22 protein-coding genes are annotated in these 23775 nt (G+C 70.7%); 12 read left to right on the top strand and 10 right to left on the bottom strand.

The window, feature by feature from the left end:
• Positions 1 to 142: 142 nt before the first annotated feature.
• Positions 143 to 682 (top strand): type 1 glutamine amidotransferase domain-containing protein, encoded by a 540-nt coding sequence (locus ACLQ23_RS03695; RefSeq protein WP_355588203.1) that lies wholly within the window; start codon positions 143 to 145, stop codon positions 680 to 682.
• 186 nt (positions 683 to 868) lie between these two features.
• On the top strand, positions 869 to 2542 hold the full coding sequence (locus ACLQ23_RS03690; RefSeq protein WP_355588205.1) for an MDR family MFS transporter: 1674 nt from the start codon (positions 869 to 871) through the stop codon (positions 2540 to 2542).
• 16 nt (positions 2543 to 2558) lie between these two features.
• On the opposite strand, the gene ACLQ23_RS03685 is transcribed toward ACLQ23_RS03690, so the two are convergent.
• On the bottom strand, positions 2559 to 3050 hold the full coding sequence (locus ACLQ23_RS03685) for an NUDIX domain-containing protein (protein WP_355588207.1): 492 nt from the start codon (positions 3048 to 3050) through the stop codon (positions 2559 to 2561).
• Positions 3051 to 3121: 71 nt separating this feature from the next.
• Between ACLQ23_RS03685 and ACLQ23_RS03680 the strand changes: the two genes are divergently transcribed.
• Positions 3122 to 4756, top strand: coding sequence for a fatty acid--CoA ligase (locus tag ACLQ23_RS03680; RefSeq protein ID WP_425880345.1), 1635 nt, complete (start codon positions 3122 to 3124; stop codon positions 4754 to 4756).
• Positions 4757 to 4945: 189 nt separating this feature from the next.
• Here the strand turns inward: ACLQ23_RS03680 and ACLQ23_RS03675 are convergent, their stop codons facing one another.
• From ACLQ23_RS03675 to ACLQ23_RS03650, 6 genes are all read right to left on the bottom strand, one after another.
• Positions 4946 to 5956, bottom strand: coding sequence for an NADPH:quinone reductase (locus ACLQ23_RS03675; RefSeq protein ID WP_355588209.1), 1011 nt, complete (start codon positions 5954 to 5956; stop codon positions 4946 to 4948).
• Between the two features lie 146 nt (positions 5957 to 6102).
• The gene (locus tag ACLQ23_RS03670; protein WP_355628249.1) at positions 6103 to 6750 is read right to left on the bottom strand and encodes an HAD family hydrolase; all 648 of its coding nucleotides are present in this window, start codon (positions 6748 to 6750) and stop codon (positions 6103 to 6105) included.
• A gap of 32 nt (positions 6751 to 6782) precedes the next feature.
• The gene (locus ACLQ23_RS03665) at positions 6783 to 7607 is read right to left on the bottom strand and encodes an SCO6745 family protein (protein WP_355628295.1); all 825 of its coding nucleotides are present in this window, start codon (positions 7605 to 7607) and stop codon (positions 6783 to 6785) included.
• Positions 7608 to 7798: 191 nt separating this feature from the next.
• Positions 7799 to 8515, bottom strand: a complete 717-nt coding sequence (locus ACLQ23_RS03660; RefSeq protein ID WP_355588516.1) for an FKBP-type peptidyl-prolyl cis-trans isomerase — start codon at positions 8513 to 8515, stop codon at positions 7799 to 7801.
• A 100-nt stretch (positions 8516 to 8615) separates the two neighbouring features.
• Complete coding sequence (locus ACLQ23_RS03655) at positions 8616 to 9254, bottom strand: DUF4241 domain-containing protein (protein ID WP_355588213.1); 639 nt, start codon at positions 9252 to 9254, stop codon at positions 8616 to 8618.
• Positions 9255 to 9329: 75 nt separating this feature from the next.
• Positions 9330 to 10358, bottom strand: a complete 1029-nt coding sequence (locus ACLQ23_RS03650) for a Ku protein (protein ID WP_355588215.1) — start codon at positions 10356 to 10358, stop codon at positions 9330 to 9332.
• Between the two features lie 85 nt (positions 10359 to 10443).
• On the opposite strand from ACLQ23_RS03650, the gene ligD (ACLQ23_RS03645) reads away from it, so the two are divergent.
• From ligD (ACLQ23_RS03645) to ACLQ23_RS03630, 4 genes are all read left to right on the top strand, one after another.
• Positions 10444 to 11385 carry a non-homologous end-joining DNA ligase gene (gene ligD / locus ACLQ23_RS03645; protein WP_355588217.1) on the top strand — a complete coding sequence of 314 codons (942 nt, stop codon included), beginning with the start codon at positions 10444 to 10446 and terminating at the stop codon, positions 11383 to 11385.
• Positions 11375 to 12289 carry a non-homologous end-joining DNA ligase gene (gene ligD, locus ACLQ23_RS03640; protein WP_355588219.1) on the top strand — a complete coding sequence of 305 codons (915 nt, stop codon included), beginning with the start codon at positions 11375 to 11377 and terminating at the stop codon, positions 12287 to 12289. The genes ligD (ACLQ23_RS03645) and ligD (ACLQ23_RS03640) overlap by 11 nt, the downstream gene beginning before the upstream one ends.
• A 379-nt stretch (positions 12290 to 12668) precedes the next feature.
• Positions 12669 to 13412, top strand: a complete 744-nt coding sequence (locus ACLQ23_RS03635) for a TIGR03089 family protein (RefSeq protein ID WP_355588221.1) — start codon at positions 12669 to 12671, stop codon at positions 13410 to 13412.
• A gap of 155 nt (positions 13413 to 13567) precedes the next feature.
• Complete coding sequence (locus tag ACLQ23_RS03630; protein WP_355588223.1) at positions 13568 to 14263, top strand: hypothetical protein; 696 nt, start codon at positions 13568 to 13570, stop codon at positions 14261 to 14263.
• Between the two features lie 102 nt (positions 14264 to 14365).
• Here the strand turns inward: ACLQ23_RS03630 and ACLQ23_RS03625 are convergent, their stop codons facing one another.
• Positions 14366 to 16045, bottom strand: a complete 1680-nt coding sequence (locus tag ACLQ23_RS03625) for a DNA repair helicase XPB (RefSeq protein WP_355588225.1) — start codon at positions 16043 to 16045, stop codon at positions 14366 to 14368.
• Between the two features lie 172 nt (positions 16046 to 16217).
• On the opposite strand from ACLQ23_RS03625, the gene ACLQ23_RS03620 reads away from it, so the two are divergent.
• The 3 genes from ACLQ23_RS03620 to ACLQ23_RS03610 all read left to right on the top strand — a co-directional run bounded on the left by ACLQ23_RS03620 (position 16218) and on the right by ACLQ23_RS03610 (position 18890).
• Complete coding sequence (locus ACLQ23_RS03620; protein ID WP_355588227.1) at positions 16218 to 17114, top strand: L,D-transpeptidase family protein; 897 nt, start codon at positions 16218 to 16220, stop codon at positions 17112 to 17114.
• Between the two features lie 98 nt (positions 17115 to 17212).
• Complete coding sequence (locus ACLQ23_RS03615; RefSeq protein ID WP_355628254.1) at positions 17213 to 17455, top strand: hypothetical protein; 243 nt, start codon at positions 17213 to 17215, stop codon at positions 17453 to 17455.
• Positions 17456 to 18041: 586 nt separating this feature from the next.
• Positions 18042 to 18890 carry a 1,4-dihydroxy-6-naphthoate synthase gene (locus ACLQ23_RS03610; RefSeq protein ID WP_355588230.1) on the top strand — a complete coding sequence of 283 codons (849 nt, stop codon included), beginning with the start codon at positions 18042 to 18044 and terminating at the stop codon, positions 18888 to 18890.
• Here the strand turns inward: ACLQ23_RS03610 and ACLQ23_RS03605 are convergent.
• Positions 18851 to 19237 (bottom strand): cold-shock protein, encoded by a 387-nt coding sequence (locus ACLQ23_RS03605; RefSeq protein WP_355588232.1) that lies wholly within the window; start codon positions 19235 to 19237, stop codon positions 18851 to 18853. The genes ACLQ23_RS03610 and ACLQ23_RS03605 overlap by 40 nt on opposite strands.
• A gap of 27 nt (positions 19238 to 19264) precedes the next feature.
• Positions 19265 to 19888 carry an HAD family hydrolase gene (locus tag ACLQ23_RS03600; protein WP_355588233.1) on the bottom strand — a complete coding sequence of 208 codons (624 nt, stop codon included), beginning with the start codon at positions 19886 to 19888 and terminating at the stop codon, positions 19265 to 19267.
• An 84-nt stretch (positions 19889 to 19972) separates the two neighbouring features.
• Between ACLQ23_RS03600 and ACLQ23_RS03595 the strand changes: the two genes are divergently transcribed.
• The gene (locus ACLQ23_RS03595) at positions 19973 to 22459 is read left to right on the top strand and encodes a helicase-associated domain-containing protein (RefSeq protein ID WP_355628257.1); all 2487 of its coding nucleotides are present in this window, start codon (positions 19973 to 19975) and stop codon (positions 22457 to 22459) included.
• Between the two features lie 427 nt (positions 22460 to 22886).
• Positions 22887 to 23747: a helix-turn-helix domain-containing protein gene (locus tag ACLQ23_RS03590; RefSeq protein ID WP_355588237.1), complete on the top strand. Its 861-nt coding sequence runs from the start codon at positions 22887 to 22889 to the stop codon at positions 23745 to 23747.
• The last annotated feature ends 28 nt before the right edge of the window (positions 23748 to 23775 follow it).

Genomic DNA, 23775 nt, shown 5'->3' with positions numbered 1-23775 from the left:
CGTCCGGCCGCTGGTCAGGTGGCCTTTGTCAATTGGGCGGCCGTGCGCTGCCGCACAGTGCCCTTCCTTACCTGCCGGGCCCGTTTCGGGTGTTCGGCGGCGGGAAGGGAATTGAGGTAACCCCGGAGAGGAGATGTACGAGATGACAGCGACACTGCAAGGCAAGAGGATCGCGTTCCTGGCCACCGACGGCGTCGAGGAGGTCGAGTACGTTCAGCCGCGCGAGGCGGTCGAGAAGGCCGGCGCGACCGCCGAGCTGGTCTCGCTCAAGCCGGGCTCCATCCAGGCGTTCAACCACCTGGACCAGTCGAAGACGTACGACGTGGACGTCACCGCCGACAAGGCGGACGCCGACGGGTACGACGCGCTTGTGCTGCCCGGCGGGGTGGCGAACCCGGACTTCCTGCGTGCCGACCCGGACGCGGTGCGGTTCGTGAAGGCGTTCTTCGACGCTGGCAAGCCGGTCGGGGTGATCTGCCACGGCCCGTGGACGTTGATCGAGGCAGACGTGCTGCGGGGTCGACGGATCACGTCCTGGCCCAGCCTGCGCACGGACCTGACGAACGCCGGGGCCACCTGGGTCGACGAGGAGTGCGTCACCGACGGCAACCTCACCAGCAGCCGCAACCCCGACGACCTCCCAGCCTTCTGCCAAAAAATCACCCAAACCTTCGCCGCCTAACCCGCACCCCCACCCCACCCGCCCAACCCACCCCGCGTTGATCATGAGGTTAGCGGGGGCGATACGCCGATCTGGCCCCGCCAACCTCATGATCAACCCCTCGGGTGGGTTGGGCGGGGAGGGCGGGGCGGATGGGAAATCGGGCGGCTGGGGGCATGTTTTGGGTTGGACGGGAAAGAAGGCGGGATGACCCAAGCCTCCGCCGCCCCGGTGTTGAATCATCGGCAGATCCGGCTGCTCATGCTCGGTCTGATGACCGGCATGCTGCTGGCCGCACTCGACCAGACAATCGTCGGTACGGCCCTGCCGACGATCGTCGGTGAGCTGGGTGGGATCAACCACTACTCGTGGGTGGTCACGGCGTACCTGCTCGCCTCGACGGCGTCGACGCCGTTGTACGGCAAGATGGCCGACCTGTACGGCCGCCGGCCGGTGTTCCTGTTCTCGATCGGCACGTTCCTGGTCGGGTCGTTGCTGGCCGGGTTGTCGCAGAACATGACCCAGCTGATCGTCACCCGGGGCATCCAGGGCCTCGGCGCCGGTGGCCTGATGACGTTGGCGTTCACGATCATCTCGGACGTGGTGTCCCCCCGCGATCGTGGCCGCTACCAGGGATTGTTCGGCGCGGTGTTCGGTATCTCCTCGGTGGCTGGCCCGCTTGTCGGTGGTTACTTCGCGGAGACCGACTGGCGGTGGATCTTCTACATCAACGTGCCGCTGGGGATCCTGGCCATCGTGGTCTGCTACCACGTGATGCGGCTGATCCCGTTCGAGCGGCGTAAGCACGCGATCGACTGGCTGGGTGCGGGTCTGCTTGTCGCCGGGGTGAGCTGTCTGCTGTTGGCGTTGAGCTGGGGCGGCAACGAGTACCCGTGGGGCTCCGGGGTGATCATCGGCCTGCTGGCCGCGGGCGTGGTGCTGGCAGTGCTCTTCGTGCTCCAGGAGGCCCGTGTCGCCGAGCCGATCCTGCCGCTGCGGCTGTTCCGCAGCGCCACGTTCGCGCTCGCCAACTCGGCGGGCTTCGTGCTGGGTCTGGTGATGTTCGGGTCGATCATCTTCATTCCGCTGTACCTCCAGATCGTCAAGGGCGCCTCGCCGACCCGCAGCGGTCTGCTGATGCTGCCGATGATGGCGGGCATCATCGTCACGTCGATCGTCACCGGGCGGGCGATGAGCCGCATCGGGCGGTACAAGTGGTTCCCGGTCGCCGGGGCGGTGACGCTGGTGCTGGGCATGCTGCTGTTCACGAGGCTGCACGTGGACACCTCGCTGTGGGTGGCGTTCGGCTTCATGGTGGTCATCGGCGTGGGCCTGGGTCTGTGCATGCAGTCGCTGGTCCTGGCGGTGCAGAACGCCGTCTCCGTGCGGGACCTGGGTGCCGGTACGTCCTCGGCGACGTTCTTCCGGTCGCTTGGTGGTTCGTTCGGCGTGGCGATCCTCGGCACGCTGCTGTCCTCGCGGCTCAACACGCAGTTGGCCGAACGGCTGCCGGGCGCGATCGCCCAGCTTCCACCCGACCAGCAGGCGGCGATCGCGGCGAGCGGCGGAACGAACATCTCGATCAACGACCCGGCGACGATCATGGCGTTGCCCGGCGCGGTGCGGGCCGCCATCCAGGAGTCGTTCGTCGACTCGCTGCACCTGGTCTTCCTGACCGCCGGCCTGGTCGCCATCGTGGCGGTGCTGGTCACAGTGGCGATGCCCAACAGCACGCTGCGAGGTGCGGGGCCGGAGGGTGCCACCGGTGGTGCCGACCCGCTCGGCGGTAAGGCCCCGGCGCCGGGCGGCAAGCCGCTCACCAAGGAGTCGAAGGACGAGGCCGCCGCCGACATGGAGGCCAAGTCCCAGACGATGATCTGACGGACCGCCGGCTCACCTACTTCAGGATGAGCCGGTTGGTCTGATTGAAGACGTCCAGGTCGGCCAGGGTCTCGTTGACCGAGGCGGAGAGCGGTGCCGGGAACCGGTCGCGGGGAAAGAAACCCGCGTCGGTGGTCTCGTCGGTGGTCCGGGACAGCTGCCCGTCCCACTCCTCCACCTTGAACGCGGTGGTGAAGACCTGGTACGTGTGCCCGTACATGTTGGTGCTGGTCCGGTCCGGGCCGGTGTAGAGGGCGAACGCGCAGACCCGCAGCGCCCGCAGCCCGGTCTCCTCGCGGACCTCGCGTACTGCGCAGTCGGCGATCGACTCACCCAGTTCCATGGCACCGGCGGGCATTGCCCACTGGCCGTTGTCCGAGCGTTGGATCAGCAGGATGCGCCCGGCGTTGTCGTTGACCACGGCCCGGGCGCCGACGAACATCAGCGTCCGGTCACCGGCCAGCGCGCGTATTTGCCCCACGTACGAATCGGCCCAGGAGATGCTCACCTGCGCCAATTTACGGGGGTTCCCAACGTGTGACCGGCGACACTAACTTGTTACCCATGCGTAGCACGATGATGGACGCCCCTCTGCAGGTCTCCCGGATCCTCGACCACGGCGCGGGGGTGCACGGCACGGCGGAGGTGGTCACCTGGACCGGCGGCGAACCCCGCCGGATGACGTACGCCGAGGTGGGCCGCGCGGCGGCGCGGCTGGCACACGCGCTGCGCGACGAGTGCGAGGTGACAGGTGACGAGCGGGTCGCCACATTCATGTGGAACAACAACGAGCACCTGGTGGCCTACTTCGCGGTGCCGAGCATGGGTGCGGTGCTGCACACCCTCAACATCCGGCTCTTTCCCGACCAGGTCGCCTACATCGCCAACCACGCGCAGGACCGGGTGGTGCTCGTCGACAGCACGCTCATCCCGCTACTGGCCCGGGTGATCGGCGAGCTGACCACAGTGCGGCACGTCGTGGTGGTCGGCGGCGGTGACCCGGCGCCCCTGGTGGCTGCCGCCGGTGACCGGATCACGGTGCACCACTGGGACGCGCTGCTCGCGGACCGTCCCGACACGTTCGACTGGCCCGAGGTGGACGAGCGGGACGCGGCGGCGCTCTGCTACACCTCGGGCACCACCGGACATCCCAAGGGCGTCGCCTACTCGCACCGCTCGATCTATCTGCACTCGTTGCAGGTATGCATGCCGGAGGGGTTCGGTCTCGGGCCGACCGACCGGGAGTTGGCGATCGTGCCGATGTTCCACGCCATGTCGTGGGGCCTGCCGTACGCGGCGTTCCTGTCCGGCGCGTCGCTGATCATGCCGGACCGGTTCCTCCAGGCGGCGCCGATCGCCGAGATGATCGCCGCCGAGCGGCCGACCCTGGCCGGCGCGGTGCCGACCATCTGGACCGACCTGCTGGCGTACCTGGACACCCACGACGTGGACACCTCGTCGCTCACCGAGGTGATCGTCGGCGGCTCGGCCTGCCCGCCCGCGTTGATGCACGCGTTCGACGACCGGCACGGGATCGACGTGATCCACGCCTGGGGGATGACGGAGATGTCGCCGCTGGGTTCGGTCTCCCGCCCACCGGCCGGCGCAACAGGTGAGCAGGCGTGGCGCTACCGCTACACGCAGGGCCGGGTGCCGGCCGGCGTGCAGGCGCGCATCGTCGGCCCGGCTGGCGAGCCACTGCCCGCCGACGGCACGTCCGTGGGCGAGCTGGAGGTCCGGGGGCCGTGGGTGACCGCACGGTACGTCGGTGACGACGCCCCCGACGAGGAGAAGTTCCGCGACGGCTGGCTGCGTACCGGGGATGTGGGCACGCTGTCCCCGGACGGCTACCTGACGCTCACCGACCGGGCCAAGGACGTGATCAAGTCCGGTGGCGAGTGGATCTCTTCGGTGGAGCTGGAAAATGCGCTGATGGCCCACCCAGCGGTGCTGGAGGCCTGCGTGGTGGGGGTGCCCGACGAGCGGTGGGGTGAGCGTCCGTTGGCCACCGTCGTGGTGCGGGAGGGCGGCACGGTGACCGCCGAGGAGCTGCGCGAGTTCCTGGCCGCCACGGTGGTCCGCTGGCAGTTGCCCGAGCGGTGGGCGTTCATCGACGCGGTGCCCAAGACCAGCGTCGGGAAGTTCGACAAGAAGGTCGTCCGTTCGCGGTACGCCGGTGGCGAGCTGAGTGTCCGGGAGCTGACAGCCCCGTAACGTTTTGGCGGGCACTGTCGCCTGTTGGGGAAGAGGGAATTCTCCTGATCATTTCCTCCCCAGGGGGCGGCCCCGGCGTTCGCACCGCGCCGGGGCCGCCCTTTCCATGCGGGTAACCCGCACCGTCATTGTTGCGAAAATTGTTCGGCTCTGTCCCGATGACGGGGAAATCGGCAACCGGAGACCCGATCAGGCGTCGCTGGTGGTGATCTGGACCTTGCCCACCACCGAGTCCTCGACCGCCTGGTGGGCCGCCGCCGCGTCCGCCAGCGGGTAGGTGTGCAGCGGCAGGCCGGCGTCGGCGCCCACCCCGATGCCACCCTGGTTCGCAGCCGCCGCCACGTCGATCACGCCCTGTGCCTTTGCCGCCTTCGGCTCGGTGTAGACAAGCACGAACTGCCACCTGCTGTTGAGCGCGAACAGTGGACGGACCGGCACCGTCATCTCGGCGCCACCGTCGTCGGCGTACACGCAGACAGCCCCGCCCTGCCGGAGGACCTGCGCGTCCGTCGACGCGTTGCGGGCGGGGGAGACCTCGACGATCGTGTGGACCCCGTCCGGGGCGATCTTGCGGACCTCCTCGACCACGTCCTGCTCCCGGTAATTGATCACCAGGGAGGCGCCGGCGGCCGCAGCGAGCTGAGCCTTCTCCGGGCTGCTCACCGTGGCGATCACCGTGGCGTCCGCCCATCGGGCCAACTGGATCGCCGCGTTGCCGACAGCGCCCGCCCCGCCCTGCACCAGCACTGTGTGGTCGGCCAACGCGCCGGCGCGCAGCGCGTCCGGCATGAGTTCGCCGGCCGTCAGGCAGCGGTGCGCGGTCAGGAACGGGATGCCCAGGCTCGCCCCCAGCTCGAACGAGGCGTCACCCAGCGGCACCGTCTGCCGCACCGGCACCAGCGTGTACTCCGCGGCGGTGCCCCACTGCCGCTGCCAGGCCGCCTCCCAGATCCAGACCCGCTCACCGATCAGCTCGGCGTCGACCCCCGTGCCGACCGCCTCGATCACTCCCGCGCCGTCCTGCCCGGGGATCTGCCACCCCTTGGGCGCGGAGGACCGCCGGGACTTCCAGTCCGTGGGGTTCACCCCGGACACCGCCATCCGGACCAGGACCTCGCCCGCCCCCGGCTCCGGCACCGGCCTGTCGACCAGCTCCAGCACCGAAGGATCGCCGGTGCGCTCGTACACGATGGCCTTCATCCGTCGACTCCTCAGCTGTCCGGCGCGCGGCACCCGGGTCGAGCACCGTCGCCTGCGGTACCCCGCCCGGCCCCCGTCATGCCGACCGACACCGGCCCGGAAACCGCACAATCGGGGACGACCGTGACGGCGCGCAGGTCAGCCCTTCAGCCGCCCACCAGCTCCGCTGTCAGCTCACCGATCGAACCCAACGTCACCGCCGCCAACGCGGCCGCATCCGGGTCCAGGGGGTACGAGCCGTGTGGCACCGCCACCACCCGCATCCCCGCCGCGGCGGCCGATCGGACCCCGTTCGACGAGTCCTCCACCGCCGCACAGCGGGTCGCGTCGACGCCGAGGCGCTGCGCGACGGTCAGGTACACGTCCGGAGCCGGCTTGCCCCGCTCGGTCTCCTCGGTGGACAGGGTGGTGACGAACGCGTCGGTCAGACCTGTGGCGTCCAGCGCCGCAGCGATCAGCCGGGTCGGCGACGAACTGGCCAACCCGAGCGGCCACCGCGCGGCCATCCGGCGCACCACCTCGTCGGCGCCGTCGATGAGGGGTACGTGCTCCCGGTAGCGCCGGGCCATCTCCCGCACCACCTCGTCGGCGACCTGCTCGGCGGTGCGCTGCACGCCCAGCTCGCCACTGAGATAGGCGGCCCACTCGCCGGTGCTCATACCCATCAGCCGACGCTGGGTGTCCGGCTGCCACGTCCCGCCGTGCTCGGCCACGTACGCCCGCCGGACCTCCTCCCACACCGGCTCGGAATCCACGATCACGCCGTCCAGGTCGAAAACCACCGCATCCACCACGGGCCCATCCTGCCCGACCCGGAGGCGTCCGGTCAGGCGGGCAGCGGGGGCAGCCCGATCGGGCTGCCCGACGGGATCAGCGTGTGACAGGACCGGGCGATCGGTTCCAGCAGCTCACGCAGCCGGTCGGTGCGATCCACGCCGAGGGCCGACCACGGGTGTTCGGCGGCCCGGTCGGTGGCATCCTCGACGGCCTGGAAGTCGGCCCGGCTCTGCTCGGTGGCCGTGCCGCCCGGTGTCAACCAACCACGCTGTGTCAGTCGCTCGCAGGCGGCGTGCCACTGCTCTTCGGTCCAGCCCCGGCCCAGCAGGTTCACAGGTGACATGCCGACGGCGACCTTCCAGGCCAGCGTCTCCACCGGGTCCAGGCCAGCGGCTACCAGCGCCGCCACGTGCCCGTCGCCCCGATGCTCGCGCAGCGTCGTCGCGGCCTGCCAGATCCGGGCCAGGGGGTACTCCCCGATCGGCAGCGCCGCATTGGCAGCGCCGAGCACCCGGCCCGCCGTCTGCGCCGCGGTGGCGGCCTCCTCCAGCAGGTCGGCGGTCTCCATGAGGTGCGCCTCGGGCAACTCGTAGGTCAGCTCGGCGAGCGCCTGCACGGCACCTGTCAGCCGGGCCCGCAACGCCTCCGTCGGCGTGGCCAACCGCCACACCGACGGCAGCGCCCGGCTCACCATCGGCGGCGCGAAGGTGAAGAAGGCGGCAATCACCGGAGCCGCCTCGGTGGCGCCCAGCGGCGCGGACCGGCCCGCGAAGTAGCCCCGCCAGTACCCGCGCAGGCCGACCGCCTCGTACGCGGCACGGGCCCGGGGGTGGAAGTAGGTGACCGCGTGCACCGCCTCGAAGTGCGTCCACATCAGCCGGGCGGTCCGCCCAGGCTCAGCAAGCGTCGTCACACCGCACCTCCGCGTCCCCGTCCGGATGCCCACCCCGGGCGGCGGACCGCCCAGGGGGTGACGCCGAACCTACTGCCGGTGGGTAACCGGCCGGAAGCCCCATGTGAACAACTCCATCGCGCCCGGACGACAACCGGGGCGAACCGGTCGGGTCACTGGGCGGCGAGCACGTCCACCACGAAGCGCAGCGGGCCGGTGGGACGACCGCCAGCGGCTGCCGCGTCGTTGCCGTACGCCAGCTCGCCCGGGATGTCGAGCTGCACCCGGCTGCCCACGGTCACGCCCACGAGGCCCTGGTCCCAGCCGGGGATGACCTGACCCACACCGATGGCGAAGGTGGCCGGCTGGCCCGCGTTCCAGGACGAGTCGAACTCCTTGCCGTCCTTGTAGAACACGCCCACGTAGTTGGTGGTGATGGTCTGGCCCTGCTTGACCGCCGGGCCGGTGCCCTTGATCACCGGGGTGACAGTGAGCTTCTTCAGCTCGCCGGTGCCAGCCTTCACCGTCGGCTTCTTGCTCAGCGCCGGGTCGGCGTTCTCGGGCATCTGCGGAGCCGGCGGCGCGGTGGGCGCGTCCGGAGCGGGCGCGGACGCCGACGGGGTCGAACCGGCCTGGTTGGTGGGCGTGTCGTCGCCCCGGTTCTTGTCGATCCAGACGAAACCGCCGATCAGCAGCGCCATCACGGCGACGCCGGCGAGGCCACCCGCCCACGCGTTGCGGCGTCGCTTCGCCTCGGCGGCCTTCTGCGCCGCCAGCTGGGCGGCCAGCCGCCGCCCCGCCTTCGTCGCCGGGCTCTGGCCCTCCGACCGGTTCTGCTGCGTCCGCTCGCTCACGTCGTCGACTCCCTGCTGCGAAGGTGTGGCCGGCACCCGGTGCCGGGGGGAAAGCCGACGCACACGGTACCCGCCCTGCGGCCCGCTGTGCCCGCCCCGGACGTCTCGGATCGCCCAGGGAGGCCGTCGCGGGACGTTATTCCGGTACGACCATGAAGTCGGTCACGAACGACGTGACGCTACCGTCGGCCGCGCGCCCGATCCAGGTTCCGTAGCAACCGTCGCCCCAACCCGTGGTGACGGTGACGACGTTCGCGCCGGTGGTCTCGTCCAGCACGGCCGTGATCAGCCCCGGGACCTGCGACGCGGGCGGCTCCGCGGGGATGAAGACCTCCTCGACACGGTCCTCGTCCCAGGCCTCCAGGGCGGCGAGCGCTGTCGGGTCGGCGAGAGTGCCGGCGCCGGCGTCCACCCCGTACCCGAAATAGTCGTCCGGGCCGAGGGCGGCGATGTCCTGGTCGCCCGCGACGGCCGGCTCCCAACGCACCGTCGGCGCCTCGGAGATCACCAGCTCCAGTGCCGCCACCCGTCGGTCGACCTCGGCGTCCTCCCGCAGCACCGCAGCCACCCAGGCGCGGGCGGGATGACGCCCGGGAGGGACCGTGACAGTGAACGGTTCGGCCTCCGGGCAGACCAGCGGGTCACACCCGACCACCTGGCCGGTCGGCAGCACGATGTCGCCCACCGGGTGGACCTCGATCAGGTACGCGCCGTGCGCGTCGGTGAAGCGCGCCCCGGGCGTCAACAACCGGTCCAGGTCAGGGGTGTACGGCATGAGGGCTCCTCCGGTTGCCAGCGGCCGGCGGAGCGTACCCGGTCCGGCCGACAGCCCTCGTAGCTGCCGTACCGGTCAGGCGGTCTTGCGCGGTGCGGTCTTGCGGGCTGTCGTCTTCTTCGCCGGCTCGGTCTTCTTCGCCGGTGTCTTCTTGGCGGCGGTCTTCTTCGCCGGCTCCGCCTTGGCTGCCGTCTTCTTCTCGGCGGCCTTCTTGGTGGCGGTCTTCTTCGCGGGGGCCTTCTTGGCTGCCGCCTTCTGCGCCGAGCGGGCCGACGAGATGGGCGTCGGCTCGCCGCCACCGCCACCGCCGCGGGCGGGTTGCTCGCCGCGCGCCGCGCGAGCCCGGTCCACCGACGCCTTCAGTGCGGCCATCAGATCCACAGCTGCGGCCGGAGCCTCCTCGGCCTCCTCCGGCTGGACGACCTCCCGACCCTCCACCTTGGCGTCGATGACCTCCTGCAACGCCGCCCGGTAGTCGTCGGTGAACACGTCCGGCTCGAACTCGCCGGCCATCGAGTCGATGAGTGAACTGGCCATCGCCAGCTCCGGCGGACGGACCTTGAGGTCCTCATCGAGGAAACCGAAGTCCGGGGTACGGATCTCGTCCGGCCAGAGCATCGTGTTGAGCAGCAGCACACCCTCGCGCACCCGCAGCGTGGCGAGCTGCTCCCGCTGGCGCAGCGCCACCTTGACGATCGCCACCCGCTCCGAGTCGATGAGCGCGTCGCGCAGCAGCACGTACGGCTTGGTGGCCGTGCCCTCCGGTTCGAGGAAGTACGCCTTGTTGTAGAGGATCGGGTCGACCTGCTCGGCGGGCACGAACTCCAGCACGTCGATGGCGCGTGAGCTGGTCAGGGGCAGCTCGGCGAAGTCCTCGTCGGTGAGGATCACCATCTCGCCGCCGCCGATGTCGTAGCCCTTGGCGATGTCGTCGTAGGTGACCTCCTCGCCGCAGACCGAGCAGGTGCGCTTGTAGCGGATCCGACCGCCGTCCTCGCGGTGGACCTGGTGGAACCGGATGTCCTTCTCCTCGGTCGCGGAGTAGAGCTTCACCCCGATCGAGACGAGCCCGAACGACACGGCTCCCTTCCAGATGGCACGCATCCTGCGCTCCCTTCCCCGGTATCGACCATGCTCGCATCCGAAAGAACCGGACGCGAGGTGTTCGGCCTGGTACTACAGTCGGGTCGTGCCCGGAGCGCCGCTCAAGCCGATGCTCGCGATGACCGGGCCCCTCCCTGCGGGTGACGGCTGGGCCTACGAGTTCAAATGGGACGGCATCCGGGCGCTCGCCGACATCTCCGGTCGTGCTCAACATCTGTATGCCCGCTCCGGCGTGGAGATCACCGCCGCGTACCCGGAGCTGGCCACCCTGCCCGAGCAGGTCGACGACGTGCTGCTCGACGGCGAGGTGGTGCTGTTGGGGGAGGGCGGGCAGCCGTCGTTCACCGCGTTGGCCGAGCGCATGCACGTCCGGGACCGGAACAAGGCGGCCCGGTTGGCGGCAGTCATGCCGGTCACGTACATGATCTTCGACCTGCTGCGAATCAACGGCGACTACCTGACCGGCTGGCCGTACGCGCGCCGCCGGGAGGCCCTGGACGCGCTCGCGCTCGGCGGTGCCCGGTGGGCGGTGCCGCCGGTCTTCTCCGACGGCCCGGCCACCTACGAGGCGGCCGGCGAGCACGGCCTGGAGGGCGTGATGGCCAAGCGGGTCGACGCCGTCTACCGGCCGGGGGTGCGCTCGCCGGACTGGGTGAAGGTCAAGCTGGAGGTGACCGGCGACTTCGTGGTGGGCGGCTGGCGACCGGGAGCGCGTCCGATCGGCGGGCTGCTGGTCGGCGTACCTGGCCCGGACGGCCGGCTGATCTACCGGGGGCGGGTCGGCGGCGGGATCGGCGCAGCCATCGAACGGCAGCTCCTCGCCGAGCTGGAGCCGCTGCGCTCCGGCGTGTCACCGTTCGCGGCGGGTGTGCCGCGCGAGGATGCCCGGGGCGCGATCTGGGTAGAACCCCGGGTGGTGGTGGAGGTGAAGTACGGCCAGCGCACCCCCGACGGCCGGCTGCGCTTCCCCCGCGTGCTGCGGATGCGCCCGGACAAGCCGCCGGAGGAGGTCGACGATGCCGGCTGACCGGCTGCGAGTGGACGTCGAGGGCCGCCCACTGGAGTTGTCCAACCTGGACAAGGTGCTCTATCCGGCGGTCGGCTTCACGAAGGGTGAGGTGATCGACTACTACACCCGGATCTCCCTGGTGCTGCTGCCGCACCTGGCCGACCGGCCGGTGACCCGGATCCGGTTCCCCAACGGGGTGGACGACAAGTCGTTCTTCGAGAAGAACAAGCCGGCAGCCACCCCGGACTGGGTGCGTGTGGAAAACCTGCCAGCGCCCGGGTCGACGAAGGGCCGGGAGACCATCGACTACGTGGTCGCCGACGACCTGCCCACCCTGGTCTGGCTGGCCAACCTGGCCGCGTTGGAGCTGCACACACCGCAGTGGAAGGTCGGCGAACACCCGGACATGATGGTTGTCGACCTGGACCCGGGGCCGCCGGCCGGGCTCGCCGAGTGCTGCCCGGTGGCGGTACTGATGCGCGACCGGCTCGCCGACGACGGCATCGACTCGTACCCGAAGACGTCAGGCAAGAAGGGCATGCAGCTCTGCTGCCCGATCGCCGGCAACCAGTCCGCCGACGACGTCTCCGCCTACGCGCGTCGCATCGCGCAGGAGCTGGAGAAGGAGCACCCGAAGCTCATCGTGTCGAAGATGGCCAAGAACCTGCGCCCCGGCAAGGTCTTCATCGACTGGAGTCAGAACAACGCGGCGAAGACGACAGTCGCGCCGTACTCGCTGCGCGCCCAGCGGGAACCCTCGGTGTCGACGCCGCTGACCTGGGACGAGGTCGAGGCCGGCGCCCGCGGCCGGAAACCGGCCGTTCGTCAGTTCACCTCCGCCGAGGTCCTCGACCGGGTCGAGGAGTACGGCGACCTGCTCGCCCCACTGCTCGACGGCGGCCCGGAGTTGCCCGCGCGCTGACGCCAGCATCTGGTGTTCGTAGTGACGCTTCGTGTCAGGGTGGCGGGGCAAGATTGTCACTCAACGTGACGCCCTTCGGCGGCACCGGCCGCACTGCTCAACCCCTTTGCTCTGCTTCAATAGACGCAACACTTGATTGACCTGCTGCTTTTGCTTGTATGCGAGGGCGGGCGGTCGATACCGTGATCACGGTGCGTGACTGTTGCGTCTGTTGAAGCAGAGCAAAGGATGTGTGGGGTGGGGTGGTAGACCTGGCGCCTGGTCACGGTGCGCGATCGACCCGACGCCCACCTTTGAGGCAGGTTGGCCATCGGCCGAGGACAGTCGCTACCAAAGTCGTTGAGTAGGGTGGATCCGATGTCGTCACCGGGGAGCGGACATGCAGGCAACCGTCACTGTCGACCTACCCGTCGACCTCGAACGTCCCCTGCTCAGCTATCGCGACGAGGCCACCGGTGAGCGCGTCGACCTGACCGCGCACCAGGTCGGTGCCTGGGCGGCGCGCAGTGCCAGCCTCCTGCGGGACGGCTGCGGGCTCGGCCCCGGCAGCCGCGTAGCGGTCCTGCTGCCGCCGCACTGGCGTACCGCGGCGGTGTTGTTGGGGGCGTGGGCCTGCGGCCTGGCGGTGTCGTTCCGGCCGCGCGCCACGGCGGGCCTGCCCGTGCTCGAACCGGGCGGGGACCGGCCGTTCGACGCGGTGTTCGTGACGCCGCAGCGGCAGGACGACTGGCTGGAGGACGTGCCGGACGCCACGCACCGCTACCTCGTCGGCACCGGCCCGGGTCGCCTGGCCGACGTGCCGCTGGGTTGGCTGGACTGGTCCGCCGAGGTGCTCCGGCACTCGGACGCCACGCCCGACCACGCGGCGATCCACCCGTCGGATCCGGCAAGCGCTGACGGGACAACGTACGGGCAGTGGGGTGCGCTCGCGCTGGAGGTCGCCGGGCAGCTGGACCTGCGGGCCGGCGACCGGCTGCTTGTCGACGCCGCCGAGCACGAGCAGCCGCTGAAGTGGTTGCTGGCACCGCTGTCGGCGGGAGCGTCCGTGGTGATCAGCGCCAACCTCGACCCGACGAACCGGGACATGGTGATCACCGCCGAGCGGGTCACCCGGGTTCTGTAGGTCGCTCCTTTCACGCTTCCGGTGGAGTCGTCGCATTCCGCCCAGTCTCACGTTTTACCTGCTCCTACGCTTCGCCGAAGGCCGGTGCGCTGTGCAGCGCCAACCGCCTTCCCGACGGCGGAGGGGACATGGTGTCGAGGCGTACACATCGGACTGTGGTTTCGGCGGTGGCCGGCTGCCTCTTCGCCCTCGGCGTGCTGGCGCCCGGCCCGGCTGCGGTACCGCTGCCCCGCGCGGCCCGGGCCGACGGCACTTCGGTCCCCGCTCCGAGGGAACCCCGACCCCCGCAGCTCCCCGCCGACTTTCAGGGCACCGGCCGGTACGTCGTGCGCGACCTCGGCATCGACGTGCCGTTCAGCTGGCAGGGCCGCGACGGCAACAGCCAGATGATCGCCGGTGGTCCGGAGCATCCAATCTGGTTCACGAACCTGATCTACGAGAACACGCTCTACACGCTCACCTACAAGTGGCCGAACATCCCGCTGTTCCCGCCACGCGAGTGCAGCAAGGTCCCGGGGTTTTTCAACCGGCAGATCTTCAACGACAAGCTGAAGACGTCCCGCTTCGTCGGGCCGGAGATCCTGCAGGGGGAGAAGGACCGGCACGTCGACCACTGGCGGGTGGGTGTCGTCGGCGGCTCCACGGTGCCGGGCGAGTTCTTCCGGTTCCCGCTCGCGCTCGGCGACATCTACGTCGACCAGCGGGACCCGAGCCGGTGGTGGCAGGTGTTGCAGTTCGGCCTGCAGAACCTCTTCGACCCGGAACTGGACGAGTGGTTCACGATGGACACCTTCGACCACCGCCCCGGCACTGTTACCCTCCCCGACCGCTGCCCACCGCCTACGCCGTGACGCCGGTGGCCGTTGATCGGCTCGGTTTCCGTGAAACCGGGGCGCGGCAGAGCCCCGGACACCGCGACTTCCGGAATACCGAGTCGATCAACGCCGTGCGGGTCAGTCGACGGTCGGTAGCTTCGGGCCGAGGACGTCGTCGGCGTCGACGATCGTGTACGCGTAGCCCTGCTCTGCCAAGAAGCGCTGCCGGTGCGCCGCGTACTCGGTGTCGATCGTGTCCCGGGAGACCACAGTGTAGAAGTGCGCCTGCCGCCCGTCGGCCTTCGGCCGCAGCACCCGCCCCAACCGCTGCGCCTCCTCCTGCCGTGACCCGAACGTCCCCGACACCTGGATCGCCACCGCCGCTTCGGGCAGATCGATGGAGAAGTTGCCGACCTTGGAGATCACCAACGTCCGCAGCTCGCCGGACCGGAACGCGTCGAACAGCCGTTCCCGCTCCTTGTTCGTGGTCGAGCCCTGGATGATCGGCGCGTCGAGGTATTCGCCAAGCTGGTGCAACTGGTCGATGTACGCGCCGATCACAAGCACCTGGTCCTCCGGGTGCCGGTCGACAAGCGCCTTCACCACCGGCAGTTTCGTGCGGGCGGTCGCCGCCATCCGGTACCGCTCCTCGGCCTCCGCCGTCGCGTACGACATCCGCTCCGCGTCGGTGAGCGTCACCCGGACCTCGACACACTCCGCAGGGGCGATCCAGCCCTGCGACTCGATGTCCTTCCACGGCGCGTCGTACCGCTTGGGGCCGATCAGGCTGAACACGTCGCCCTCCCGGCCGTCCTCGCGTACCAAAGTTGCCGTCAGGCCCAGCCGGCGGCGGGCCTGGAGGTCCGCGGTGAACCGGAAGATCGGCGCGGGCAGCAGGTGTACCTCGTCGTAGACGACAAGACCCCAGTCGCGGGCACCGAACAGGTCCAGGTGGGTGAACGCGCCGCCGCGCCGCGAGGTGAGCACCTGGTACGTCGCGATGGTGACCGGGCGGATCTCCTTGCGTTCGCCGGAGTACTCGCCGATCTCCTCCTCGGTGAGCGAGGTGCGGGCGATCAGCTCCCGCTTCCACTGCCGGCCGGCGACGGTGTTGGTGACCAGGATCAGCGTTGTCGCCTTCGCCTCGGCCATCGCCGCCGCCCCGACCAGGGTCTTGCCGGCCCCGCAGGGCAGCACCACCACACCCGACCCGCCGGCCCAGAACGCCTCGACGGCTTCCCGCTGGTACGACCGCAGCGTCCACGGTTTGCGCCCGTCCTTGCCGGCCTCGGCCAGCTCGATCGGGTGCGCCTCGCCGTCGACGTACCCGGCCAGGTCCTCCGCCGGCCAACCCAGCTTGAGCAGCGCCTGCTTGAGCCGGCCACGCTCGGACGGGTGCACCTGGATCGTGTCGTCGTCGATCTTGTTGCCGAGCATGCCGGCGAGCTTCTTGCTCTTTGCCACCTCGATCAGCACGAGCCGGTCCAGCGCACGCAGCACCAGCCCGTACGCCGGGTCGTTGGCGAGCTGGAGCCGGCCGTACCGGTCCATCGTCTCGGCGACATCCACGAGCAGCGCGTGCGGCACCGGGTACCGCGAGTATTTGAGCAGCGAATCGACCACACCCTCGGCGTCGTGCCCCGCCGCGCGGGCGTTCCACAGCCCGAGCGGGGTCAGCCGGTAGGTGTGCACATGTTCGGGAGAGCGCTCCAACTCGGCGAACGGCGCGATCGCCATCCGGCATGCCTGCGCGTCGGGATGGTCGATCTCCAGCAAAAGGGTCTTGTCCGACTGAACGATCAGTGGTCCACCGCTCACGCCAGCGTCCTCTCCTCGGTTGGCTGTCGGCTCGCGGCAGTCGCTTACCCGACGCAGGCCGACCATCCAGTGTCGCACGATCCGGGATCAGCAAAGAAAGATGCCGACTGGGCGCAACCGCGACCGTACTGACAAACGTCTAGCAATGGGACGACTGTCCAGGGGAGGTCCCATGAAGCGTTTCCGGATCACTTCCCGGCTGGTCGCCCCGCTGGTGGTCGTGCTGGTCGGCACCGGCGCGTGCACGTTCGATCCGCAGTCCGGCGGGAGTGGCGGCGGGGGAGCCGCCCCGGCAGGTGCGGCGGAACAGGTAACGGGGGCGAGCGGCACGTCCGGGCCGGACCAGCGCGGCCGGCCAACGCCGGCCGCGCCGACGGCAGAGCCGACCAGCAGCGCCACGACGAAGCCTAAGCCGAAACCCAAGCCGACCCGCAGTACGCCCGCACCGACCACGGCCGCGCCCACCGCCCGGGCTGCCGGCTGCCCGCAGGGCGAGCACCAGCGCGCTGTGGAGACCTACCTCGCCCAGCTGGGCGGGTTCGGGTCGGTGACCGTCGACGGCCAACAGTCCGCCGCCGACTGCGCGGCCATCAAGAAGTTCCAGAAGAGGTACGGCATTCGCCCCGTCGAGGGCCGCGCCGGGCCGACCACCTTCGACGTGGCGAAGCGACTCGCCACCACCGATCCGACCCGCTGCAAGGCGGGCACCGGCACCACGTTCTGCGTGGACCTGACCCGCCAGACCGTGTGGGCCCTGCGCAACGGCAAAGTGATCATGGAACCGACGGTGACCCGGACCGGCATGTCCGGCTACCGCACCCCGTCCGGCACGTACGCCGTCAACTACCGCAACCCCAAGGAGTGGTCCAACCCGTACGAGGTGTGGCTGCCGTACTGGCAGCACTTCACGCAGGGAATGGGCTTCCACGAGACCACCACGTACCTGCACGACAAGTCGATCGGCTCGCACGGCTGCGTCAATCTGCTGCACGCCGACGCCGTCCGGATGTGGGAGTTGGGCAAGGTCGGCACACGCGTCGTTCTGGTCGGCCGCCGCCCCGGGACCTGAGTGACCTGCCCGACTCCGGGTTTTAACCCCTGTCACAGCGGTCCCAGGAGTGACACTCTTGGGAGTTCAGGGGCCGAACCGGGCGGGGAGGGCTGGGCATGACGGTCGACCGTGACGTGATCGCAGAACACGAGCAGGCACCGCCCGACGAGGTGTCCCGAGCGACAGTGGTCGCGTACTGCGTCGCGGCGACGCTTCTGCTCGGATGGTTCCTCTTCGGCTGGCTGGTGCTCCAGCAGGGCTTCGTCGACTCGGTCGGGGAGTCCGCAGGCGCCGGCTTCGCGCTGCTGCTGATTGTCTCGGTCATCGGCACCGTACGCCGCAGCCGCAGTCACCGCTGACCCCGCAGCGCGCCCCCGTCCTGGGCACTCTGTGTCGTCGAACGGTCGCGTGGCGGCGCTGCTGTAGAGCTGCCCCACGTGTGGGGCGGCTGCGTCTCGTCCGGTGGCCGCGTGGCGGCGCCGCTGCTGTAAAGCTGCCCCGCGTATGGGGCGGCTGCGTCTCGTCCGGTGGTCGCGTGGCGGCGTTGCTGTAGAGCTGCCCCACGTGTGAGGCGGCTGCGTCTCGTCCGGTGGCCGTGTGGCGGCGCTGCTGTAGAGCTGCCCCGCGTATGGGGCGGCTGCGTCTCGTCCGGTAGTCGCGTGGCGGCGCTGCTGTAGCTGCCCCACGTATGGGGCGGCTGCGTCTTGTCCGATGGTCGCGTGGCGGCGCCGCTGCAGTGTGCCCCACTCATGGGGCAGCTCTACAGGGAGCGGCAGTCACACCCATACCTCTGCGGCGAGGGGCGAGGGGCGCGCGGACCAGCGGCCGGCGCTCGACCGTGACTGGTGGGTGGGTGGGTGGGTGGGAGGCGGCGAGCGCGCTCGGCAGGCAACCGCACGGGACCGCGCTGACCGAGCGCACGAAGGCGGGGCTAACGTGAAGGGCGTGGCGCTCTCCCTGGCGATCTCGCCCTGCCCCAATGACACGTTCGTCTTCGACGCCCTGGTGCACGGTCGGGTGTCCGGTGCACCGCCTGTCGAGGTGACGTACGCCGACGTGGACGTCACCAACACGGCAGCCGAGCGGGGCGCGTTCGACCTGGTGAAGGTGAGCTTCGCGGCGCTGCCCTGGCTGCTCGACAAGTACCACCTGCTGCCCTGCGGCGGTGCTCTCGGCCGGGGATGTGGGCCGCTGGTGCTCACCCGGGGCGACCGCGCGGGCGGCCCCGACCGCACCGACCTGACCGGTGCCACGGTGGCGGTGCCGGGCGACCGGACCACCGCGTACCTACTGTTCCGGCTCTGGTCGGCGGGCCGGCCGCCGGCGCGGATCGAGGTGGTCCCGTTCCACGAGATCATGCCGGGCGTCGCGGCTGGCCGGTACGACGCCGGGCTCGTCATCCACGAGGCACGGTTCACCTACCACCGGCACGGCCTGACCGCGCTCGTCGACCTCGGCGAGTGGTGGGAGGCCGACACCGGCCTACCCATCCCCCTCGGTGCGATCCTGGCCCGGCGCGGCGTCGTCGACCCGGAAGCCGCCGCCGGTTGGGTCCGCGAGTCGGTCCGGCAGGCCTGGGCGGACCCGACGGCCAGCCGGGAGTACGTGCTCGCGCACGCCCAGGAAATGGAGCCCGACGTCGTGGACCGGCACATCGACCTCTACGTCAACGAGTTCACCGCTGACCTTGGCGAAGCCGGTTTCGCCGCGGTGACGGCACTGCTGGACCGGGCCGCCGACGCCGGGCTCGTGCCTCAGACCTCCAGCTCGCGCGCCACAGCGTGGACCAGCTGAGCGATCTTCTGCGCGGTCTTCTTGTCCGGGTACCGACCCCGACGCAGGTCCGGCTGGACCTTCGCCTCCAGCACCTTGATCATGTCTTCGACGAGACCGTGCAGCTCCTCCGCCGGGCGTCGGCGCAGCTCCGCCATCGACGGCGGCGCGTCCAACAGTTTGACGCCCATGGCCTGCGAGCCCCGGCGGCTGTCCACCACGCTGAAGTCGACCCGTTGACCACCCTTGAGGTCGGTGACGCCCGCAGGCAGGGCACCCTTGGGCAGAAACACGTCGCCGCCCTCGTCACTCGTGACGAAGCCGTATCCCTTGGCCGTGTCGTACCACTTCACTCGACCCGTAGGCACCTGTAAACCCCTGCTTCACTTGAGCCGCTACTGCTCCAAGGCTAGCTGGATCATGCCGTCGAGCGCCGCTGGGAATCCGACGAGATCGTCAAGCACCAGCTTCGCCCCGGCCGCGTGCAACTCCTGCGGAGAACACGGGCCCGTCGCTACGCCGATTCCGGGCACCCCGGCGACGTCCGCCGCCATCATGTCCGCCACATGGTCACCGACGTAGTGGGTCGCGTCGTGCTCCCTCAACGCGCTCGCCTTCTGCTCGGCGAACAGGTCACCGGCCAACTCGTCGACCTTGAGGCCCAAGTGGTCCAGGTGCAGCCGGGCCAGCCGGCCCATCTTGGCAGTGACGACCAGCACACGACCGCCCCGTGCGCGGATCGCGTCGACCGCCTCCCGCGCGCCGGGCAACGGGACCGTCGGAGTGATCGCGTAGGCCGGGTACAGCTCCCGGTACGCCAACACGGCCGACTCGACCTGCTCCGGCGGAAACCAGTACGCGAGCTCGGTACGCAGCGGCGGCCCGAGCCGGGACACAGCCAGATCGGCGTCCACCGGCACGCCCGTCCTGGCGGTCAGCGCCCGGAAGGTCGCGGCGATGCCGGGGCGGGAATCCACCAGGGTCATGTCGAGATCGAATCCGACGGTCAGTGCGGGCATGTCGAGAAACGTACCCGGTGACCCGGGGTCGGCCGGACGTCCGAGGGGCGCGACTGCCCCGTGCCGGGCTAGCGTGGAAAGACGATGACCACCTCACTCGCCGACCACCTGCGGTCACTGCCCGACGAGTCGCTGGCCGCGCTGCTCCAGCTCCGGCCGGACCTCGTCGTGCCCGTGCCTGCCGACGTCTCCGCCCTGGCCATCCGCGCCCAGTCCCGGGTGTCGGTGGCCCGCGCGCTGGACGGGCTCGACCAGTTCACAATGCAGATCCTCGACGCCGCCCGCCTCACCCGGCACCCGGACGAGGGCACCACCGACACCGACTCCGTGCTCGCCATGGCGACCGCCGGCCCCCACCCACCGGCGCCGACGTCCGTCCGGGCCGCCGTCGACCGGCTACGGGCGCTCTTCCTCCTGTACGGCCCGGAGCACGCCCTGCACGTGGCGGCCGCCGTCGACGAGGTCTCCCCGTACCCCGCCGGGCTCGGTCGACCGGCCGCGGACCTGGAGCCGCGCGCGGCCGCGCTCTGCGCGGACCCGGCGAAGCTGCGCCGCACGCTGCTCGCCGCGCCCCCGTCGGCCCGGGCGATCCTCGACCGGCTGGCGGCCGGCCCGCCGGTCGGCACCGTGCCACCAGGCGCGTTGCAGGCACCGCCGATCGGCGCGGAGGACGCAGTGCTCGCCGACCCGACAAACGGTGGAGCGCCGACCGGCTCGCCGGTGCGCTGGCTGGTCGACAACCGGCTGCTGGTCGTCGTCTCGGCCGGCTCGCCGACGGTTGGCGGCACGGTGGAGTTGCCCCGCGAGGTCGGTCTCCTGCTGCGTCGCGACAGCGGCCCGCTCGGACCGTTGCACACCAGTGCGCCACGGGTGACGGCCGCGCCGCGCGAGCCGAAGGCTGTCGACTCGGCCGGTGCCGGGCAGACCATGGAGGTCGTCCGGCACACCGAAGGACTGTTGGAGCAACTCGCCGCCGAACCCGCGCCGGTGTTGCGTTCAGGCGGTATTGGCGTACGGGACCTGCGGCGGCTGGCGCGTACCGCGGGGCTGGACGAGGCGACGACCGCGTTGCTGCTGGAGGTGGCGTACGCGGCAGGGCTCGCCGGTGAGCTGGAGCTGTCCGGTACGAGCACCGGCCGGTACGGGGCGGATCAGCAGGTGTTGCCGACCGGCGGGTACGAGGTGTGGCGGGCCGCCTCGCTGGCCCAGCGCTGGGAGCAGTTGGCCCGTGCCTGGCTGACGATGACCCGGCAGGTCGGCCTGGTCGGCCAGCGTGACGATCGGGACCGGCCCATCACCCCGCTCTCCGCCGAGGCCGAGCGGGCCAGCGCGCCTGCGACCCGGCGGGCGGTCCTCGCCGTGCTCGCCGACCTGGAACCCGCGACCTCGCCCACCGCCGAGGAGGTCCAGGCTCTGCTGGACTGGAGGGCGCCACGGCGCAGTCGGGGTCGGGAGGCCGCCCACCGGGAGGTGCTTGCCGAGGCCGCGCAGCTCGGTGTGACCGGCCTGGGGGCGCTCACCTCGTATGGCCGGCTGCTGTTGGGCGAGCTGACGTCGGCCGACGAGCCGGGTGGCGGCGACCCGCTGGGGCTGTACGTGGACGCGGAGAGCGGTGATCCGTCCAGCACCGCGCGGGCGCTCGACGCGCTGTTGCCCGCCCCCGTCGACCATTTCCTGGTGCAGGCCGACCTGACAGTGGTGGTGCCCGGCCCGCCGGAGCCTGAGCTCGCCGCCGAGTTGGAGGCGGCGACCGAGCCCGAGTCGGCCGGTGGGGCAAGCGTGCATCGGGTCACCACGGCGAGCATCCGGCGTGCCCTGGACGTCGGCTACACGGCTGAGGACCTGCACGAGCTGTTCCGGCGGCGCTCGCGTACGCCGGTGCCGCAGGGGCTCAGCTATCTGGTGGACGACGTGGCCCGCAAACACGGCGGGCTGCGGGTCGGGGCGGCCGGTGCGTACCTGCGCAGCGACGACGAGACGCTGCTCAACGAGGTGCTGGCCGACCGGCGGTTGGAGCCGTTGACCCTGCGGCGGCTCGCGCCGACGGTGCTGATCACCCCGTACCAGGTGGGTCGGCTGCTGGGTGCGCTGCGCGACGCCGGGTACGCCCCGGTGCAGGAAGACGGCACCGGCAGCACCATGCTGTCCCGGCCCCGGATCCGGCGTGCCCCGGCGCGGGTGCCGGTGGCCACCCGGGCGTTCGACCCGCTGGCCGCCCCGAAGCTGCCGATGCCGCGGCTGCTCGGCGTGGTGGAGCACGTCCGGCGGGGCGATGCGGCGGCGCGGGCGGCCCGGCGGGCACCAGCGGTCGTACGCGGTGGTGCGGCAGGGCTCGGCGGTGGTCCGGTGTCGGCGCACACGCACAGCGAGGCCCTCGCGGTGCTTCAGCAGGCGGTGCGTGACAAGGTGCTGGTCTGGGTCGGCTACGTGGACGCCCACGGGGCGACAGCGTCGCGGCTGGTCAAGCCGGTGTCGATCGGTGCCGGCTACCTACGCGCCGAGGACGAGCGGACCGAGATGCTGCACACGTTCGCGCTGCACCGGATCACCGCGGCGGTGGTGGCGGACTGACCCGAACGACGGCGCCACCGCGCGGCCGCGCCTGATGCGGTGCGGCCCTGCCGGCGTCCAGCCGCCAGTCACGATCGGGGCATCAGCCGCCGCAGGGTATGGGTGTGACTGCCGCTCCCTGTAGAGCTGCCCCACAAGTGGGGCACGCTGCGCCGCGCTGATCCGGCTGGCTGCGCCGCGATGCCGGGGGTGCCATGCGGCCAGACGCTTCCACGCGAGGCTCGAGGTAGTCCTGGCGGCCCGCGCGATGGTGGTCGTCGAACCGTGGGCTGTCCCAGGCAGTCCGTCCGCCTGCCTGCCCCACTTATGGGGCAGCTCTACAGGCACTCACCGAGGTATGCACAGCGGCGGCGATGCTATCCACAGGGTTATCCACAGCCAAAGGGTCGCTGTTGACGGTCGAGGCTGGGCGGAAAACCATGGATGGGTGGCTATCGGCGAGGATGCGATCGATGTGGGGGCGATCCTGCGGGATCTGCGTCGACGTGTCGATCTGAGCCAGCGGGAGTTGGCCGACCGGTCGGGCGTCCCGAAGAGCACGTTGGCCCGCATCGAGGCGGGGCGGAGCGCGGGGCCGGCGTTCCGGACGGTGGAGCGGCTCGTCCGTGCCGCCGGTGGTGAACTCGCCGTCAGGCTGCCCGGCGACGAGCCCAGGCTCGACGAGCCAGAGGAAGAGCTACGGGACGAGCCAGGGGAAGAGCCACGGGACGAGCTACGGGACGAGGCAGGTCGCCGTTATCCGGCGCACCTTGACGTGCGTCGAGTCATGACCCTCAAGGACTGGCCTGGCGCCTGGTGGGTGCACTCGTACACCCTTCCGGAGCGGTTGTGGCCGGTGCGTGTCCCGGAGTTGACCTACGACCTGGACCGTCGGCGGCGGGACGAGCGGCGGTGGCGGAACCAGACGCGCGCCCGGGTGCGGTTTCGGCGTGCGACCGAAGGGCTTCCGGCGACGTCCTGGCGCTTTCTCGCCGAGGTGCCCGGAGCCGGGGCGGTCGGTGAGTTGAGAGCCCATGAGCGCAGCGTCGACCTTCTCCTCGGCGAAGACTGGGGCGACAGGCGTGAGCTGGTGCTGGAGGGCGTGGTGGTGGCTCCCGGCCTGCGAACCCTGGGCATCGGGCGTCAGCTGATCGGGCTGCTGGCCAGAGAGATGGCAGTGGTTGGCATCCGGACGACCCACGCGATCGCCGAGGCCGCTGGGGTCCAGTTCCTGCTTGCCTGCGGCTTCGAGCTGCAGGCGGGTCGGCCGTCGGCGCTCACGCTCGAAGTCCGTTCCCCTCGGCCGTAGTCAGTGCAGCGCTGGGGCCGCTGCGGTC

The sequence above is a fragment of the Micromonospora sp. DT41 genome (assembly GCF_049841715.1).
Taxonomy (GTDB): domain Bacteria; phylum Actinomycetota; class Actinomycetes; order Mycobacteriales; family Micromonosporaceae; genus Micromonospora; species Micromonospora profundi.
This window is presented reverse-complemented; position numbering and strand designations above follow the sequence as displayed.

Coding starts and splice junctions, on each gene's coding strand:
- ACLQ23_RS03695 (WP_355588203.1), top strand. CDS start 143: ATGACAGCGACACTGCAAGGCAAGAGGATCGCGTTCCTGGCCACCGAC.
- ACLQ23_RS03690 (WP_355588205.1), top strand. CDS start 869: ATGACCCAAGCCTCCGCCGCCCCGGTGTTGAATCATCGGCAGATCCGG.
- ACLQ23_RS03680 (WP_425880345.1), top strand. CDS start 3,122: ATGGACGCCCCTCTGCAGGTCTCCCGGATCCTCGACCACGGCGCGGGG.
- ACLQ23_RS03675 (WP_355588209.1), bottom strand. CDS start 5,956: ATGAAGGCCATCGTGTACGAGCGCACCGGCGATCCTTCGGTGCTGGAG.
- ACLQ23_RS03665 (WP_355628295.1), bottom strand. CDS start 7,607: ATGTGGACGCACTTCGAGGCGGTGCACGCGGTCACCTACTTCCACCCC.
- ACLQ23_RS03655 (WP_355588213.1), bottom strand. CDS start 9,254: ATGCCGTACACCCCTGACCTGGACCGGTTGTTGACGCCCGGGGCGCGC.
- ACLQ23_RS03650 (WP_355588215.1), bottom strand. CDS start 10,358: ATGCGTGCCATCTGGAAGGGAGCCGTGTCGTTCGGGCTCGTCTCGATC.
- ligD (WP_355588219.1), top strand. CDS start 11,375: ATGCCGGCTGACCGGCTGCGAGTGGACGTCGAGGGCCGCCCACTGGAG.
- ACLQ23_RS03635 (WP_355588221.1), top strand. CDS start 12,669: ATGCAGGCAACCGTCACTGTCGACCTACCCGTCGACCTCGAACGTCCC.
- ACLQ23_RS03620 (WP_355588227.1), top strand. CDS start 16,218: ATGAAGCGTTTCCGGATCACTTCCCGGCTGGTCGCCCCGCTGGTGGTC.
- ACLQ23_RS03615 (WP_355628254.1), top strand. CDS start 17,213: ATGACGGTCGACCGTGACGTGATCGCAGAACACGAGCAGGCACCGCCC.
- ACLQ23_RS03600 (WP_355588233.1), bottom strand. CDS start 19,888: ATGCCCGCACTGACCGTCGGATTCGATCTCGACATGACCCTGGTGGAT.
- ACLQ23_RS03595 (WP_355628257.1), top strand. CDS start 19,973: ATGACCACCTCACTCGCCGACCACCTGCGGTCACTGCCCGACGAGTCG.